Below are 18,026 nucleotides of genomic sequence, written 5' to 3'. Positions count from 1 at the left end.
TTTAGGAAATCTTTATTATAAATTTTTAAAATCGATAGATTAGACAAAAAAGCGAACAAAACGATTTTTCTGACACTCAGAATACTCGTTTTGTTCGCCTTTTATATTTAAGGTTAGACTTTTGTCCCAGCCTCTTACATTTAAATCACGCCATTTGATAAACATAATATTTTATTTATTAAATTTTAATATCTGTGCTCCCCGTATGACGTAGACAGGAATCAAATACTTCGTGTGCTAAACTATCGTAAGAATTGATATTACTTGACTCAGGATAATTTATATCAATAGTTAATGTTTTATTGTCTTTAATATAACGTAATTCCCTGGAACAATATGGACAAGGAGCTTGTGTAACAATTATATAGACATATTTATCTGCTGGTTTATCTGTTCTTAGCTTTGCGAATATTTTCCTCTCACAACAAGTAAACATCCGGTTAAATTTTCCAACTGGTTTATCTGGGAAGTTTTGGAATTCTCCGTAATTTATAAAATTTTTTTCATCAGGTAAAAAATATCTAACTTGATCTGTCAATCGTGCAGCGGGAATATTTTTTAGAAAGTTGCTAAATATATCATGAAGATTTTGTCGATCCTTTCCATCCATGTGATTTATTGCATAGTAATAGAAGTCATCACCATAGGCAATCGCATAACAATTTAACTTTTCCCGATTGTTTCTCGATAGTTTATCTATTTCAGTTGAAAAATTTTTGTCGGAGATCATTTCCCCAAACCAATCGTTGGTAGCTGTTGACACTAGACAAAGCTTATCACTAGAAAGATGACTACTTAATGAGGATTGGAATAATCTAGTTAAATGACTTATTTTTTTTGAAAAAGATTCAAAAAGTTCCTCTATGTTTAGGAAGCGAATACGGATTACCGCTTCGTTGGTTATTAATAATTCTAAAATGATAGCTAATAAAATTAATTTTTTAAAAGTGTGTAACTCACCAAAAGATTTTTTAATAAAATAGGATAAAATTTTATTTTTTTCCTCAAAATTTGATTTAACATCAATAGACAAATAAACATCATTATCGTCTTTATCTAAATAGGGGGGCCAATTGATTTTTACATACGAATATGAGGCGTTAAATAACTCTCTATATGTGTGAGAGTACATATGATATCGAAATCTCGCATCACCATGAATTTCATTAAGGCAACTTTCAAGTTCTGAATAGTAGAATTTAATCAATGATAATAGTTTATAGTATGATTCATTACTATTAGAGAATTCTTGGAAGAAGTCAACGGGTTCAGCTTTTTCATGTTTTTTTGATTTTTGATAAACAGATTGAACGTAATAAAAATCTGATAAGTAGTCTATAAACGATGTTCCATCATCATAATCAGACAATAATGTATCTAAATTAATCTCCACTTTATTATCTCCATAATTGAAGGTAAAACTTTGCTCCTGTAGAGTTCCTAATAATTTTTCTAAATTTTCCACTTTAATCCTCCTAAAAAACAAGATAGTGGTGTCGGGTATTAGTTAAATAAATTATCGATTAGCTTCCAATTTTCGTTCCCCATTTCATCGCACCATTCCCCATCATTGAGATACCAAAGTTTCTCATCATAGTCACGAATAAATGCCCATTTCACACCATGGCGTTTTGCATAGTTTTTTAGTGCTTCATACTTAGCTGGTGCGTAGGGGTCAATATTTTTATCCTGACCGGAGTGTGTTTCACCACCTTTGGTTTCAATAATATAAATATCCTCATTTTTCATTTTAACGATAAAGTCTGGATAAAAATGACTTCGTCCACCATTGGTACCGTAGGCTAGAGAGAAGTACTGAGGTCCTTTGTCACCGTTTTTATAAACAAAATCAACATCGTCACGATTTTCTAAATAACGTTCTAAAAGACGTTCTGCTAGACTAGGTCGAACAGCGATGGATGCTGTAGAGTAGCCATCGTAAGCACTACTATAAACAGGCTCAGCTTCTATCTTAGGATTATAGGTGTATCGCTCCTCCAATGGAAGTGAAAAATCATTTTGTTGAATGTTTTCTAGTTCTAGAACCATTGCTTTTTCGACATCAATTTTTCTAAATTCCTCTCGAAGAGCTCTCCAATGATTAAGTATAAATGCTGTCCATTCTTGTGCATCTAATTGTAGAAGGGTTTCTTTCTTTGGTCTTCCATCTTTTAGGAAAAAACGTTTTAAAATTGCTTCGACTTTTGAAATCGGGAGATGGATTACACGATCAAGTTCGTGGAAGGCGTGAAGTAGATCAAGACGGTTACCTCTATAGTCAACTTCTACTTGACGATTAAGGTCTTGTAACCGATCAGTATGTTTTAGTGTATCAAAGCGACCTTGTTTATAGGTTGTTTTGATTGTACGTCCAATGTTTAATCCAATATTTTCGACAGTATTTCGGTTTGCTTCGAAATTATCAGTGAGTCCCCAATCTCTTTTCAATCCTTCATAGAGGTTTAGAAGAATGACTTTTTCGCTTTTCTCTTCTGATTCATTGATAATACGCTCACTTACTAGTTTTAAACCTCTCGCTTTATCCTTTAATCGAAGAAGTGGGGTAGGAACAACAGCTCCACCTTGGGCAAAAGCACCATTCAAGAAATCACTATCAAACGTGTATAGATAAGCGTTATCTAAAACATCGACCTCATAATGACCTTGTTGAGGCTGTGGCATACGACGGATACGTCCGATAGTTTGTATAGTGAAGGCTTCACCCATTTTTTCACGAATCTTAATAAGAATTTTTGCTCTGGGAGCATCCCATCCTGTGGCGATAGCTTGCTTAATAATAAGATATTCGACTTCATTATTAAGATTAGTTACATCAAGATGGTTTCGTTTCTTATCAGCTAGCCAAATGCCGAGTGTCCCGTCTTCATAGTTTTTTCCGAGTTTTTTATTGAGATAGTCTTCAACTCGTGTTACAAGTTCGATTTCTGAATCGGATTTATCAGGGAGTTGAACGATAACAAGAGGATTCACTCCTTGCACTTCATTATCAGAGTATGCTTGGACAATCTCTCTTCGTTTCTGTTCTGCTGCTTCGAAGAGAATTTCAAACTCATCTTTAACTTCAAGATTGATATTTATCCCTTCATTCACAACAACTGATTTTGTGATGAGGCCAGATGATATAACGGACTCTTCTGACACCTCATAAAATTCAGATAAATCAGGTGTTTTAGGGTCATCAATTGTAGCCGATACTCTAACTGTTTTTGAAGCTTTAAATCGTGAGATAATATCCCGAGCTTTCTTTGTATCATTTCTATGCGCTTCGTCGATTACAAGGATAAAATGTCTGTCTTGTTGAAATGCTTTTTCAATCTTATCATCGAGATTATCTCGTTCACTATCCGTTAGCATCGCCTTAGATTTTTTCCCGACAACACGCTCATAGTTAATAAAAGTTACCGTTCCATTATCAAATCCATGAAGCAGAGCATCGTCGACAGATTGAGGTTTGATACTTGAAAAGTTTTTAGCTTTATCTTGACTTTGTTCTTCTAGTTCACCGGCTCCGGGAGTAAACCAGACAAAAGCCACGTTATCATGTGTAGTTGAAATATAATCGTTAATCCAGGATAAAAGACAGATTGTTTTTCCGGAACCCGTAGGGGCCTTAATAACGAGCTCATTTACTCGGTATTCAGGAGCAATAAAACTGAGTAATTTATCGACTATATCTTTTTGAAATTCTTTTAAAGTTATCATGACCAAAGTTCCTTTCCAAAGAAGTAATCAGGTATTTCTTGTAGAGTGATATTTAGCTGATTGAGTTTTTCTTCTTCAGTGCTATCAAGAAAAACATCAGGATGAATAAAGAGAGTTGCCTCTCGAACAAGTTTTTCATTTTTCAAAAGATCTTCCAAATGTCCCTCAGTTAGAATAATTTGAACAGAAGGGTCAGAGATGTCAACACCAAATTCCAGTTCAACAAGGGGAGTTATATATTTAAGTAATTCTTCTTCAAGTGTAATATCAGGGAATTGGCTTTTATCAACAAAGTCTGTTTTAAAATATTTTAAGTTAAAATTTTGAGGAACATAAAAATCTGTTCCCTCAGACAATTTTAATAATCTAGCATGAGTTATTTCACTTGCAATGTTATTTTCATTATTGGTAGCTAGAATAAATTTTCTATTGCCTCCAGCTTCAATGACAGCTTGGGCAGTTGTTCCTGAACCAGCAAAAAAATCCAAAATAATAGAATTCTCCGGGACTGTGACTTCAATCAAATATTTCATCAATTCTAATGGTTTAGGATTATTAAATTGAACAGATGGTAATAATTTTTTTAAAAACATTGTTGTTTTTTGATTATCAAAAACTCCCCAATTTGATTTTAATGCTTTTGTTGGATTTCTCATATTGTTCAAAAATTCTTTCTGTTTAGGAAGGTTTTCTTTCCAAATGATTCTATCCTCTGCTATCATTCTTTCTAATGACTCTTTTGAGAACGCCCATGTATTCGTATATTCTTTTCCTGTGTTAGGATCTATTATTGTAAAGGCATCTTCAATAGGTTTAGTCGTGCTTTTTATATTGGATTCTCTCCAAGGTCCTCTTGGATCATTATCTGGATTCTTAAATCCTGATTCATCTCTTTTTTCTCCCAAGAATCTGAATTTATCCGATATTTGATAAGCTAAAATATACTCATGTACACCGACCATCATATTCCTTGGCGGCACACCCTTTGCAGATGATTTTTTATCCCAAACAATAGACTCTACAAAATTATTTTCACCAAAAATTTCGTCCATTAACAATTTGAGCTGACAGTGTTCGTTTTCGTCCATACTAACTAAAATGACTCCGGTATCAGTCAATAAATTTTTAGCTATTCTCAATCTCTTGCTCATAAATGATAACCATTTAGAGTGTTTAAAAGAATCCTCTTTTTCAACAAAGTTATCATTATATTTGAAATCTTTGTTTCCGGTATTATATGGCGGATCAATATAGATAACATCTATTCTACCAGTGTGTGTTTTTTCAAGTAAATGAAGGCTGTGTAGATTATCTCCCTCTAGCAAAAAATTATAGTCAGTTGAGTTAGGATTGCCTGTAATTTTTTTATTTCGGTCCTCTACAAAGACTGGAATTTTTGTTTTCATCTCTTCTTCAACAAATTCAGCATGTTCTTCCCAAACTAAACCATATTTTTTGGTGTGTAGTAATCGAATTAGTTCTTCTAATTTTTCTATATCCTTATTTTGATTATCTTCGCGAGCTTTTGCAAGCAGACTTTTAACGTATTGAATTGCTTCATCTTTTTCATTTTTTCGTGGACGTTCATTGAATTGTTCGAGCATCATAAAATCTCCCTCTATAACTTTATGGAAATAGTGATCAATACCTAATATCTAGGATCTATTATCTCTAAATAAAAATAATTGCTACTGTTATTATACCACGGACCATAGGCTTTTAATGGAGGTAGGTGTAGATTTGTTAATTATAATTAAAAATTTTTTGGGAAGTTCAAATGGCATTATACATTTTTGTGCTATTGGAAATTAATTTGTCATTCGCACATAAATTAACTTACTAAATAAAGTTTTAACGTCATTGTCTATAAATCATCTTTCATTTACTCTTGCAATAATTCTTTTCTGGACATATTTATATAAGCATGCGAAAGCTTACTTTTTTGTTTTAACTTTTATGGCATACTAAAAGTGTAAGATTTAATTAATTAAGAATAGCTAGAGCCATCAACGCAAGTTGGTGGCTTTTTTGCGTTCCGAAAAATTGAAGATTGCAAATAAACAAAACAAAAGGAGTCAGAAAATGACTAGTAAAGTTGAAGAACGCAGGAACCGTAGAATTGAAGAAGCCGCAAGACAAGAAGAATGGGGTCTTGTTGATCATCTTCTAAATCAAGAATACGAAAATATTGAACGCAAAGATAGAAGATATGGCTTGTTAAGCTTAAATGCAATCAGTAAAAATGATGGAGGACAAGATTCTGAAATCATTGATTTATATTGTGCACATAATTATAACGGGTTAGAACAACTTATCAACAAAGAGCAAAAGTTAGTTCTTAATGAAGCGCTTCAGAAGTTATCTAGAGACGATCTGCATATTCTCTTAGGTATTGCTCTTGAAGGAAAATCTGCTTTACAGCTGACTAAAGAAACATCTTTCAAGAGTCACAAAACAGTTAAAAATCATTATGAAGCTACTTGTAAACTTTTGAAGGAGGAGCTAGGAAAATATTTATAAAAAATTATTTGCAGGAATTACCAATTTCCTGCTTTTTTTCTCCTAATAGATAGGAGGTAAGAGATTATGATTTAGCGTAAACCCATATCAGGACTATAAATGAGAATATTATTTCAAATAAAAAAAGAAAGATAAATGGTGAAATCTATGAAAACACGTAACCGTAAAAATGGCTATTCAGCAAATACAGCTAAACAATATGTTGATCAGAAGCAAGCTATTCATTGCTTGAGTACTGAATTTGAAGCTCAAATCAAGTTTGAAGATGGTCAGCCAACAGGTGAGATTATCGGTCACAAAGCCTGGTTCTCTCAAAAAGGTTTGCCACCGTTTCAAGTGAAGTTTGAATCTGAAGTTACTCTACCAGCATATTTAGCGATGGTTGATTTTGATGGATTGGAAGCCTGTGAAGTTGGCTATAATGTCTATTTCCGTGCCAATAACATCAAAGAGGTCAAATAATGACTGATAAAGAACTTGCCCAATACTTACTCCAAGCCTTGAACATGGGGCTTGGGAGTATCATGCAAGGAGAAAGCAGCTACACCAATAGTTTCAATATTAATATAATAAACGATGGTTTCCTATTTATTCCAAGACTACCAGCAGGCTACATTATTGATGATGAACTTTATCAGAAGATTTTTCTGATTGCTAATGCAGCTCTTTATCCTCGTTTTACTCTCCTTAAACAAAATTCAGCATATTTTGTGGCATTAGATACAGATGACATTCATGTCCAGCGTGGGCTCTTCTTTCCTTGGAAAAACGGTATATCTGAACGCCTAGTAATTTCTGATTTAGAAGAATTCGTAGGTAATCAAAAAGGGAATTTTATTCCAATCATGAAAAATCTTACTCTTGACTACAACAAAGTAACTTCGATGGCTATTGCAGGAAACAGCGGTTCTGGTAAGTCTTATGCTCTGACCTATTTTATGACTATGCTCAAAAATATTTCTGACTTGATTATTGTAGATCCAAAGTTTGATACTCCCAGTCGTTGGGCCCGCGAAAATGGATTTCCTGTTCTCCATCCTCAACGAAATCGTTCTAAATCAGATTTTGTTTCAGAAATCAATGAACATCTTAGTTCTTGCTTAAATCTTATCCACCAAAGACAAGAAATCCTCTATGATAATCCAGACCATAAATTTAGGCATTTTACAGTTGTAATAGATGAAATGCTTGCATTATCTGAAGGAGTCAATAAAACTATAAGGGATTCATTTTTTTCACTAATTTCAGAAATCGCTTTGCTCTCGAGATCGTCAAATGTACATCTTTGTATGGTAGGACAACGTTTTGACCATACTTCTATACCGGTTTCTGTTCGAGAGCAATTAAATGTTTTAATTCAGATAGGCAATATCAACAAGAAAACAACGCAGTTCCTATTTCCAGATTTAGATCCAGAAGGGATTGTGATTCCTATTGGAAAAGGGACAGGATTGATTCAAATCATAGATAATGAGCATCCTTATCAGGTGCTACCTTTACTGTGCCCAACGTATTTTACTAAAAAAGGAATTTTATAATGCAAAAGGCTTTTTATCAAAAGACATTTAACATAATACGATATTTGTCTATTTATGCAATTCTCAGTATCGTCTTAAGTTTCACTTTCCACATCTTGATTTTTTTGCTTAACAATGAAATTTTTTCCAAAAGAGTTACTATAATCCAAAGTAAGCTACATTTGATTTCTATGCTATTATTATTAATCGGTATTTTACTGTTTATTCTACTTTCAACTTTATTAATAATTGAGCTGATAGATAGGTATAAAACAGACAAAATATCTAATTATATTGAATCAGTGAAACAAACTATGAGATTACGTTATTTTTTAATACAACACGAAGCTTCATCACCTTCTGCAAATAGTTTTCAAAGAAATCAAATTTTACGAGATTTCAATAAATCACTCTCAAATTGTATTGTTGATGTACGAAATGAGAGTGTCATAGTTGCTCTAAAATATCCTGCATCTCAGCAATCACAGCAAATTTTTAGAAATATGGAATCACATGTTAAGGAAGAAATCTCGAATTACAATCCTAAATTCTATTTTTCATCTCCAGAGAGAATTGGAAATAGACTGTTTTACAAAGGTTCAAAAAGATAAGGAAAATGGAGTGTTTGACTCACGGAGTGAAAGTCAAATACACTCTATTTTCCAAAAATTTTTATTCCTATTGGGGCTACCTACTACGACGCCCCAATACGGTAGTAATCAATAATCAAAAGGTTTGGTTGTTGCATTTAAATATTAGCAATAGGAAAAAATGATGTTAAGCTACAAATCATCTAACAAATATTCCTCACTATTGAATAAAGGGAGTCCACATATACCGAAAATCATCTATCGAAAATTTTTAAATTAGTAATTTAAGAGGTAAAAAATCATGGTGAAAAATCGACGTTCAAATAAATGGACGTTCATAATGTATCGAGATAGTGCTCCATCAGATTATTTGGATATTCTTGATGGTACACAAGTTCCTTATGCTCTAAGTCCATGGCATGATAAAGATGTTAACAAAGAAACAGGAGAACTGAAAAAGCCTCACAAACATGGTGTTTTATTCTTTGATTCTCTAAAAAGTTACTCACAAGTTTCTGAATTGTTGACTGAAAAACTACATACTCCTTCACATGTTGAAATTGTCATGTCTGCTTCAGGATTGTATAATTACTTCACTCACGCTGAGAATCCAGAAAAAACTAAGTATGATCCGAATGATATTGAATCTGGTTGTGGATTTGATCGCAAAAAATTTCTACTAGAAAATGATTATGAGTCTCTATTAGCCTACGCCCTTGACATTATCGATACAATGGGATTCACTGAATTTGGTAGTTTAGTGAGTTATGCTCGTAAAAATGACCCTGATCTACTTCGTCTGCTTATACAAAAAACTTACTTCTTCTCGAGACTTCTTGATTCTATGCGATATAGCAAGAGAGAAGAACAATTTAAAGATCTGGAAAAAAGTAAGTTGCTCATGCAGCCTAAGAAAAATAATAAAAAAAGAGATGGAGATCTGGATCGATGACTTCTAGTGAATTAACGAAATTAATTCAGATTGAGAGATTATTAATTTCTTTGACAATGTTGGCTCAGAATCATAATCATGAAAATAAGCATTACAATATTCTCACTCAAAAAGAATTACTTTCGCTTTTTAAGATTTCTCCAAACACTTTAAAATCTTGGGAAAATACAGGACTCAAAAGACTTGAGCCACCCATTGAAGGAACTCGAACAGTCTATTATAAGATGAATGATGTAATAGATTATTTGACTCCATAATATTTAAAATGTGCTAAAATAGTAATATCACATAGAATAATGTGAGGTTGTTATTTTAGCCTTTTATATATCCGAACGTGAAAGGCTACTATGCAGAAAGAAACTATCATTCACAACAATCGAAAAGTCATTAAAACTATCAAGAATAATGGAACTATTAGCTATACGCAACGTGGTGTGTATATTGGTGTAGATGTTAAGACTGGAAAAAAAGTTACATCATCTATTACTGCTAAAACTCTAAAAAGTCTGGATAGGAAAATCATTCAAGCTCGGATTGATTTTGAAGCGAAGGGATCAACTCTAAAAGAGACCTTGTCGATTAATAACTTCGAGGAATTAGCAGAAGCGTGGTTTGTAAGTTTTGTAACTTGGGTGACTTCTCAGAATACGATCAACCGAGTTCGAAGCTATCTTGATACCTATCTTATCCCTAAGTTTGGAGAATATAAGCCTGAAGAGATTAAATCTGCTGATATTCAGATTTGGGTTAACGAGCTAGCTCTACAATCTAAAAAGTCTGTTGAATCGGGTGTTAAAAAATCCAAAAAGGGACACGCCAAAGATTTCGGTGCAGTTATCTATAAGCTTAGTGATATTTTCGATTATGGGATTACAAATTTCGAACTTTCTCAGAATCCAGCTAGGACAGTAAAAATCCCTCCAAAACCGAAGGTGGTGAAGGAGAGAATCATGGTATTGCATGGAGATGACTTGGCTATTTGGCTGAACTATCTTGGTACTCTTCCTGATACTCGAGCAAATCGAAGATTTAAGGTTATATGCGACACACTATTAGCTTCTGCACTTCGAATCAACGAGCTTCTAGCTTTGACGATCAATGATTTAGATTTTGATGCTAATGAAATTATCGTCAATAAAACGCTAATGTGGAAAGCTGGAAATAAGAAACTTGGGATTAAGGGCGAGATTGTTTGTAAGAACAGTACCAAAACGGATGCTGGTAACAGAAGAGTTGCAGTCCCAAGACAAGTCTTAGATGACTTGAAAGCTTTTCATGCTGAGATGAGTGATTATTTTGTGAGTCACGATTTACCAACTGTAGACTTAATTTTCCCTACAATTTACGGGAACTATATGTGTGACAGAAATGAACGTGCAACGCTTAAAAAGCGTTTGACCGAGTTAAGACTACCAAACTATGGTTTTCACCTTTTCCGCCATACACATGCTTCTTTAATGCTGAATGCTGGTGCAAACTGGAAAGAGCTCCAGATAAGAATGGGCCATAAGTCGATTAAAACGACAATGGATACTTATGCTGAATTGGCACCGAAAAAGAAGGCAGAAGCAGTTGAAATCTATCTCAAAGAAATTGCAAAATTGACAGCATAGCAAAATGACTATATTTATGACTACATTTTCTAAAGAACAATCTAAAAACGTTGATATGACGGCGTTTAAAGAGTGCTAAAATACCATTAACAACCTTTACAGAAGTTAAATAATTAAGTAGGAAAAAGCCTTTGAAACGTTGATTTCAAAGGCTTTTTTCTTTTTGCAAAATGCAGTATATTGCACTATATTTCAATTCAAACTCTACCTTTTTCTCTACCTTTTTTGGACAAATTTCAATGAATAAATGAATAGTAATAAAAATCAACTGAATGACTACATTTTTTTGTGAAAAAAATTAGATGTTAGTTTTAGATAACTACATATCTTAGAGTTTTTTAAAATAGTTATTTCCACCAAGTATTAAAGAGGAGTATTGTCATGGAACTTTATATTTTTTAACATAAAATCATGAAAGTTTATTTCACTTTTGGTATACTAGTAGAAAATATTGTCAGTATCTTTTAAATATGTTAGAATTTATGATTTAATCTAAATTTAATAAATTAATTTATGAAGCTTTAACAATAGTTAATATATAACTTAGATTTTTCGTTGTAATTAAATGAATAAAAGGATTTGAAATGAGATTAGAAATTAATAATGTTGCTGAGTTAGAACATGTAGATTTAAAAATAGATGGACTAACAATTATAGCTGGTGAGAATAATACTGGAAAAAGTACAATAAATAAGTGTCTCTATGCGGCATTTAATTCATTAAACAGTTTGTCCGAACATGTCTTCATGGATAAAATCAACTCATTTTTAACTGATTTAAAGCAAGAACTTATTTCTAATACAGACGGAGATGATTTTAGAGAGAGATATTTGATATCAAAGATAATCGATAAAAGGTCTTTTGTTGATGAAATAAAACGTCTTTCTTTAGTAGCTGAAGTCAATGATATAAATAATTTTATCAAGAATCATTTAAGTGAAGAATTTAAAAAAATAAAATTTACTACATCGATAGATAATTTAAATAAAGAGGTTTTAAATATTGAACCCTATCTTGAAATAGATAATAATGAGATAAAGAAAAAAATAACTACGAAAATGTTTCAATCAGAATTTAGTGGAACAATTAATAATATTCATGATGATACTGCTATTGCTGAAATTAAATTAGAGATAAAAGATTATATTACAAACTATAAAATTCAATCAAACTGTGTTACTGAGATTAAGAATAATCTATCACTAGAATTACAGGCTGTTTATGTCGATAATTTGTATTCACTTGATAATGTTATGGATGTTTCACATAAAAAGTTATTTGAAAAGGGGCATCGTACGGCTTTAATTGATAGTTTTTTTAATTTTTATGATAGTAATATTACTTCAGAAATTTTGAAAGAAAATCGATTAAAAAAAATTTTTTCAATCATTGATGATATAGCAGAAGGATATATCATATTTGATGCTATATACGGAATCAGATATAGAGAATCAGAAACAGACAGGATGGAAAACACTTTATCTTTCTCAAACATTTCTGATGGACTAAAAACGTTTATATTATTGAAAGAATTAATTTTAAATAGGACATTAAAGGATAATGGAACTATTATTTTTGATGAACCAGAAATCCATCTTCATCCAGAATGGCAAATTAAATTAGCAGAATTAATTGTATTAATTCAGAAAGAATATGGTATGCACATCGTATTAACTACTCACAGCCCATATTTTTTATATGCATTAGAAGTGTTTAGTACAAAATATGGAATTTCAGAAAAGACAAATTATTATTATACCCAAAGAACACAAGGAAAGGTTACGGTAGAAAATATAGGGAAGAATTTGGAAATTATTTATGGTGTATTAAATAAGCCATTCCAGACTATAGAGGACTTGACAAGTGATTTGTATTGATGATTTTAAGAAAACAACTCTGAAGGAAACATCTTTTGATCGACAAAATAATGAATATATGACGCAATCTACTTTAGAGGTTATAAATTTTGATAAACTTAAAGAAGAATTTTTTCAAAAAATAGACAATGTTACTGAAAGAATGTTTTGTTCTAATGATGCATTATTCCTTTGTAATAACAATGAAATCTATATGATTGAATTTAAAAATGGTAAAATAGATCAAAGTACTATTTATAATTTGTTTTGGAAAAATTTTGATTCGATATTAATTTATATGCATTATGACATACGGGATATTGAAAAAATTAAAAATAGCTTAAATTATATCCTTGTATATAATAAGGAAAAAAATCCGAACTTACCAGGAACGGATCAAAGTATTTCTCGATCCAATAGCCGAAATCAGTTTGGGAAAAGTCTAGCTCAAAAAGCAAAAAAAGAATTTATTCAATTTGGTTTAGGGTATTTCAAAGACTACATTTTCAAAGATGTCTATACATTGGATGAAAGTCAATTTGAAGATCGTTTTTTGAAAATATGGGAATTACAGTAGATGTAAATTAGTCTATATAGAATTTCAAGATTGATTGTATTATTTCTTTTTTCCTCAATCGTAGTAAAATTATTTTTTTATTAAGATCATATTCAATCCTTAAAGCCATTACGATTGAACAAGCAAAAACAACCGGAAAAGAAACAGTTCCCAACTAGTTCTTCTCTGGTTGTTTTTCATACTAACGATTTTTCCGACTTAATTGATAAGAGTACATCACAGGGATAAGGACAATAGCGAGGATGACCAGCACCAGTACATAAGAAAGCGCGAATTGAAGTCCTGCTTCAAGAAGAAGGATCAAACCTCCGAGGACCCACAACTTCCCTGCCAAGCGATGGGTTTTGTGCCAGTTATCTTCACTCTGTAAGGTCCAAGGCAGACGGATTCCAACCGTGTGATTCACTTTTAGCTTAGGCATGTAATTGCCCATGATTACAAAGATGAGCCCTAGCAGAACCGAAACAAAAACTGATGGATTGGTAGTAGATCCTAGCGCCTTGCTATAGATGAGATAGGAGGTACTTAAGGAAACGATTGGGGTCAACCAGTAAATCGCTCTGATCATTTTTTCATTCATAGCGCTATTCTTAGGATCACGTCCGATCATAAAGATCATAAACAGATGCACCATGAGATCGAAAATAGGAAGACCAAACACAACCAGGGGTTTCGATTGGAAGTTATTGGCCTGGCCAGCAAAATTGAAGTGAATCGGGATTTGGTTAGGCAATTGCGACCAAATCATCAGCCCCCAAAGCATGGGGAAAAGGATCACCATAGAAGTTAATAGCAATAGTTTTTTATTCGTTTTCATCAGTAGAGTCTCCTTTCAAATCAACGAGCCAGACCATTAAATCCTCCAAGACAGAAGTATTGAGTTCATAGTAGATAAAATTCTTCTCTTTTTCCTCTCGAATTAAATCTGCCTGCTTGAGGAGGCTTAAATGATGGGAAATGGTCGCTCCTGCCACATCAAAGTGACCAGCGATATCTCCAGCAGATAATTTCCCCGCCTTTAGCAGTTCTAAGATACTTCTTCTTATCGGATTCGATAAAGCTTTAAATGTTTGCGCAAAATTCATTCTCTATCTCCTCTAATCTATTTAGATTTCTTTCCAAATAGATTCTAGTACTTTCGGATGGGTTTGTCAACTCTATTTAGAAAAAAATCTAAATAGTTTCTGTTGTAAAAAAATATCAGACCTAAGACCGATTCTTATAAGCAGCGTCTTTTCTTAAGTTTTCTTTAAGAAACCAGCCTTATAATAAAACCATCAAATGAAGACCTCCTAACTTTGTTTGATAGAAAATCCTAAACTTTTTCATAATAATCTCCCTATAAGAGCCACCAAAACCGGTGGCTTTTTCTACGTACCTTTACGAGCATCAGCGAGTTTAGGTACGTTGACGCAGTTCGAACGACAGTGAGAACTACGGTCCTTATTCTCTTTACGAACGTTTATGAACTTAGGTACATTGATGCAGTTCGAACGACAGTGAGAACTACGATCTTTAGAATGGAATAAGTAATTTTACTGTTTGGAATGATGATTAGTGCATTTTGTCAGACTTAAGACCTATTTTTTAAACACAACCTTTTCTTAAGTTTTCTTTAAGCAAACCACCTTATAATAAAACCATCAAATAAAGACCTCCTAACTTTGTTTGATAGAAAATCCTAAACTTTTTCATAATAATCTCCCTATAAGAGCCACCAAAACCGGTGGCTTTTTCTACGTACCTTAGCAAACGTTAGTGAGCTTAGGTACGTTGACGCAGTTCGAACGACAGTGAGAACTACGATCCTTATTTTTTAGTGAGTCAAGTCCACCCGGGACGCAAACGAACTTAGGTACGTTGATGCAGTTCGAACAACAGTGAGAACTGCGGTCACGGTCCTTCTCCTTCAGTTGTATCAATACTCCAATTTATGCTCGATCTATGTTATAATGAAGAGAATTTTTGTCAGAGGAGGATTTATGAAAAAAACACATTCTATATTATTCGTCCCGGGCATCATTATGCTTGGGATTGTTTTACGAACACCATTTACTACGCTTCCGACGGTCTTGTCTGACATCGCAGCTGGTTTGGGGGTTGATGTGAGCTCCCTGGGACTATTGACTAGCTTGCCACTTCTTACCTTTGCCATTTTCTCACCTTTTGCGATTCAATTTGCCAAAAAGTTGGGGATTGAGCGCCTCTTCTTTCTTGTCTTGATCGCGATTACGATCGGATCTGCTATTCGGATTATCAATCTCCCCTTTCTCTATCTGGGAACCATCTTGATTGGAGCTGGCATCGCCTTTGTCAATGTACTGCTTCCAAGCCTGATTCAGGCGAACAGACCTCACCAACTAGGCATTCTGACCACCTTGTACATCACTTCTATGGGGATGTCCACAGCGATCGCCTCTTCTGTCGCCGTTCCGATCACCAAAGCCACTTCTTGGCAAGGTCTAGTGACTCTTTTGACTGCCTTGTGCGCTCTTGCTTTGGTCATCTGGATTCCTAATCTCCGCTATAACCACCGACTCAAAAAGGCTGCTACTACGGAATCTAGTAGCAAGTGGTATACCAACAAATATGTCTGGGCTATCATGATTTTTGGAGGCTTGCAGTCATTACTTTTCTACACAAGTATGACTTGGCTTCCGACCATGGCTGTTCAAGCTGGCCTTTCAAAGGTTGAATCTGGACTACTTGCCTCCGTGTTCACCTTGATCAGTCTCCCATTCTCCTTGACAATCCCAAGTTTAACCACACGGTTATCCGATCGTAATCGACGCTTGATGCTTGCCATTGTTGTCGGAGCAGGAATTTTAGGGGTAGCCATGCTCTTAATCCCAACCAGCAACTTCTTCTACTGGCTCGTCATCAATGCCTTGATAGGAAGTTCCGTTAGTTCGCTCTTTCCTTACCTCATGGTCGCTTTCTCCATGAAATCCAGTACACCTGAAAAGACAGCTCAACTTTCTGGTCTTGCCCAAGCAGGAGGCTACGTCTTTGCTGCTTTTGGTCCCATCCTCTTCGGCTACAGCAAATCTCTCTTCCACTCTTGGACACCAGCTATCCTCATGCTACTGGTCTTAACCATTATCATGGCGATTGCCCTTTATCAGGTGGAAAAAGTCGATCATATTTTATAACCTGGAAGATTCGTCTTCCGGCTTTTTTTTGTGTGCACAAAAAAAGAACTAAGCTCTAGGCCTAGTTCAATAGTTTTATTATCCGTTAAATGAGATATGTACGTGGTCGTTGTGGTTTGCTGTATCTCCACCACGGTCTGGCATTTGGTTCCATGTATTAGCTGGTCCGTAAATGTTATTTACTGGCATGTAGAATTGTTGTTTCCAAATAATATATGAGATACCTGCACGGTCCATGTTATCAATCGCATACTGTGCGACTTGATCTCCAAGCTCTGAATTTGTTGGAACCATCACGTCTACTGCAAGCCCTTTACCATGGTCTTCTGGATCCCCTTCACGATATCCTCCGATATTGGTGATACCGAATTTCGCTGCAATTTCTTGACGGAAAGCTTCTGCTTGTGGTTGAAGATTTGGATCAGTTGGAATAGCATTTGCAGATGTAGGAGTTGATGCTACTGGTTGTACTTCAGGTGCAGCTGCAGTTTCTACTGCTGCTGGTTGTGCTGGAGCTTCTTCTGCTGGAGCAGCTGGTGTTTCTGCAGGAGCTTCGGTTGCTGGAGCAGATTGAGGAGCAGCAGCTGGGGCTGCTTCTTGTTTTTGAACTTCAACATTTACAGCTGGAGCACCGTAGTTTGGTGTTTCTGGAACAGCTGGTTGTGCTGGTGTTTCTGCTGCTGGTACTTCAACTACAGGAGCTTCCGCTGGGGCTTCTTGAGTTTCCGCTGCTGGAGCAACTGGAACAGCTTTGTTATCGTCATTGACTGGTTTTGACAAGTCGTTCACAGCGACTGTTTGGTCGTCAACTGTCACTTGGTTCGTTGTCAAATCAGCACTTGCAACAGTTGCATCTGTTGCACCTGCTTGAGGAGTTTGGATTTCAACTGAAGTTACTTCTTTTTGATCATTTACTGTTGTTTTCAAAACAGTACCTGGGTAGATCAAGTCCATGTTGCTGATGTTGTTCAAGTTTGCCAACACATGAACATCGATGCCAAGCGCTTCTGCGATCGAACTCAATGTATCACCATATTTGATGGTATACGTTTGTTGGTTGTCACCACTTTGTTGAATGTCGTGTTTGATTTCATCTACTGAGCGAGCCACCCAATCTTCAAGTGTTTCTGCAGTGGCTTTTGTAAATGGAATCACTGCAAGAGCTACTGTTGAAGCGATCAAGGCTTTCGTATTAACTTTTAATTTCATCTTTTATCCTCTTTTTTCTTTGTTTTTTGCTCAAGATTTTCTTGAACAAATGAACTACTATACTATCTTATCACAATTTAAAAATAATAAAAGGTCTTTTTGGCTATTTAACAAAACTGTATTTTTCTTGTAACATTTCGTCTTTCTTGTCACATTGTTACAAATTAGTAACATAAAAATAGGGTAGTGGAAGAAGAGTGAGAGGGTGCAAAAAAACCTCATCTAGGAATGGTTTCTTGATGAGGTTCTTGTCTTTATAAAGCAACTGAACACGCCCTAAATGCTGTGTGAAAAACGCAAACTGTAATAGTACTAAC

16 protein-coding genes are annotated in these 18,026 nt (G+C 34.4%); 10 read left to right on the top strand and 6 right to left on the bottom strand.

Annotated features, from left to right (window positions below; genetic code table 11):
- Positions 1-178 precede the first annotated feature (178 nt).
- From ACVC7Q_RS08130 to ACVC7Q_RS08120, 3 genes are read right to left on the bottom strand one after another with little or no spacing between them, the layout of a single operon-like run.
- Positions 179-1,465: a hypothetical protein gene (locus ACVC7Q_RS08130; RefSeq protein ID WP_447265505.1), complete on the bottom strand. Its 1,287-nt coding sequence runs from the start codon at positions 1,463-1,465 to the stop codon at positions 179-181.
- Positions 1,466-1,503: 38 nt separating this feature from the next.
- The gene (locus ACVC7Q_RS08125) at positions 1,504-3,723 is read right to left on the bottom strand and encodes a DEAD/DEAH box helicase (protein WP_447265504.1); all 2,220 of its coding nucleotides are present in this window, start codon (positions 3,721-3,723) and stop codon (positions 1,504-1,506) included.
- Positions 3,720-5,327, bottom strand: coding sequence for a site-specific DNA-methyltransferase (locus tag ACVC7Q_RS08120; protein WP_447265528.1), 1,608 nt, complete (start codon positions 5,325-5,327; stop codon positions 3,720-3,722). The genes ACVC7Q_RS08125 and ACVC7Q_RS08120 overlap by 4 nt, the downstream gene beginning before the upstream one ends.
- A 478-nt stretch (positions 5,328-5,805) precedes the next feature.
- On the opposite strand from ACVC7Q_RS08120, the gene ACVC7Q_RS08115 reads away from it, so the two are divergent.
- The 9 genes from ACVC7Q_RS08115 to ACVC7Q_RS08075 all read left to right on the top strand — a co-directional run bounded on the left by ACVC7Q_RS08115 (position 5,806) and on the right by ACVC7Q_RS08075 (position 13,348).
- Entirely contained in the window at positions 5,806-6,243 is a 438-nt protein-coding gene (locus ACVC7Q_RS08115) for a sigma-70 family RNA polymerase sigma factor (protein WP_447265503.1), read from the top strand.
- A gap of 147 nt (positions 6,244-6,390) precedes the next feature.
- Positions 6,391-6,705: a hypothetical protein gene (locus tag ACVC7Q_RS08110; RefSeq protein WP_447265502.1), complete on the top strand. Its 315-nt coding sequence runs from the start codon at positions 6,391-6,393 to the stop codon at positions 6,703-6,705.
- Positions 6,705-7,781 carry a cell division protein FtsK gene (locus ACVC7Q_RS08105; protein WP_447265501.1) on the top strand — a complete coding sequence of 359 codons (1,077 nt, stop codon included), beginning with the start codon at positions 6,705-6,707 and terminating at the stop codon, positions 7,779-7,781. The genes ACVC7Q_RS08110 and ACVC7Q_RS08105 overlap by 1 nt, the downstream gene beginning before the upstream one ends.
- Complete coding sequence (locus ACVC7Q_RS08100) at positions 7,781-8,371, top strand: hypothetical protein (protein WP_447265500.1); 591 nt, start codon at positions 7,781-7,783, stop codon at positions 8,369-8,371. Before ACVC7Q_RS08105 ends, ACVC7Q_RS08100 begins: the two co-directional genes overlap by 1 nt.
- Positions 8,372-8,651: 280 nt before the next feature.
- On the top strand, positions 8,652-9,302 hold the full coding sequence (locus ACVC7Q_RS08095) for a replication protein (RefSeq protein WP_148888773.1): 651 nt from the start codon (positions 8,652-8,654) through the stop codon (positions 9,300-9,302).
- Positions 9,299-9,559 (top strand): hypothetical protein, encoded by a 261-nt coding sequence (locus ACVC7Q_RS08090; protein WP_049475247.1) that lies wholly within the window; start codon positions 9,299-9,301, stop codon positions 9,557-9,559. Before ACVC7Q_RS08095 ends, ACVC7Q_RS08090 begins: the two co-directional genes overlap by 4 nt.
- 90 nt (positions 9,560-9,649) lie before the next feature.
- On the top strand, positions 9,650-10,915 hold the full coding sequence (locus ACVC7Q_RS08085) for a tyrosine-type recombinase/integrase (protein WP_447265499.1): 1,266 nt from the start codon (positions 9,650-9,652) through the stop codon (positions 10,913-10,915).
- A gap of 584 nt (positions 10,916-11,499) precedes the next feature.
- Entirely contained in the window at positions 11,500-12,792 is a 1,293-nt protein-coding gene (locus tag ACVC7Q_RS08080) for an AAA family ATPase (protein ID WP_447265498.1), read from the top strand.
- Complete coding sequence (locus ACVC7Q_RS08075; protein WP_447265497.1) at positions 12,779-13,348, top strand: hypothetical protein; 570 nt, start codon at positions 12,779-12,781, stop codon at positions 13,346-13,348. The genes ACVC7Q_RS08080 and ACVC7Q_RS08075 overlap by 14 nt, the downstream gene beginning before the upstream one ends.
- Positions 13,349-13,529: 181 nt before the next feature.
- Here ACVC7Q_RS08075 and ACVC7Q_RS08070 read toward each other — a convergent pair whose 3' ends face one another.
- Both ACVC7Q_RS08070 and ACVC7Q_RS08065 read right to left on the bottom strand, forming a co-directional pair.
- On the bottom strand, positions 13,530-14,165 hold the full coding sequence (locus ACVC7Q_RS08070; RefSeq protein WP_447265496.1) for an SdpI family protein: 636 nt from the start codon (positions 14,163-14,165) through the stop codon (positions 13,530-13,532).
- Positions 14,152-14,433: an autorepressor SdpR family transcription factor gene (locus ACVC7Q_RS08065; protein WP_003009465.1), complete on the bottom strand. Its 282-nt coding sequence runs from the start codon at positions 14,431-14,433 to the stop codon at positions 14,152-14,154. Before ACVC7Q_RS08065 ends, ACVC7Q_RS08070 begins: the two co-directional genes overlap by 14 nt.
- A gap of 897 nt (positions 14,434-15,330) precedes the next feature.
- Here ACVC7Q_RS08065 and ACVC7Q_RS08060 point away from each other — a divergent pair.
- On the top strand, positions 15,331-16,500 hold the full coding sequence (locus tag ACVC7Q_RS08060; RefSeq protein WP_447265495.1) for a CynX/NimT family MFS transporter: 1,170 nt from the start codon (positions 15,331-15,333) through the stop codon (positions 16,498-16,500).
- A gap of 78 nt (positions 16,501-16,578) precedes the next feature.
- On the opposite strand, the gene ACVC7Q_RS08055 is transcribed toward ACVC7Q_RS08060, so the two are convergent.
- Positions 16,579-17,709 carry a LysM peptidoglycan-binding domain-containing protein gene (locus tag ACVC7Q_RS08055; RefSeq protein ID WP_447265494.1) on the bottom strand — a complete coding sequence of 377 codons (1,131 nt, stop codon included), beginning with the start codon at positions 17,707-17,709 and terminating at the stop codon, positions 16,579-16,581.
- Positions 17,710-18,026: the final 317 nt, after the last annotated feature.

The sequence above is a fragment of the Streptococcus sp. W151 genome (genome assembly GCF_053010205.1).
Note: the sequence above shows the minus strand (reverse complement) of the source record. Positions and strands in the feature narration are given on the sequence as shown.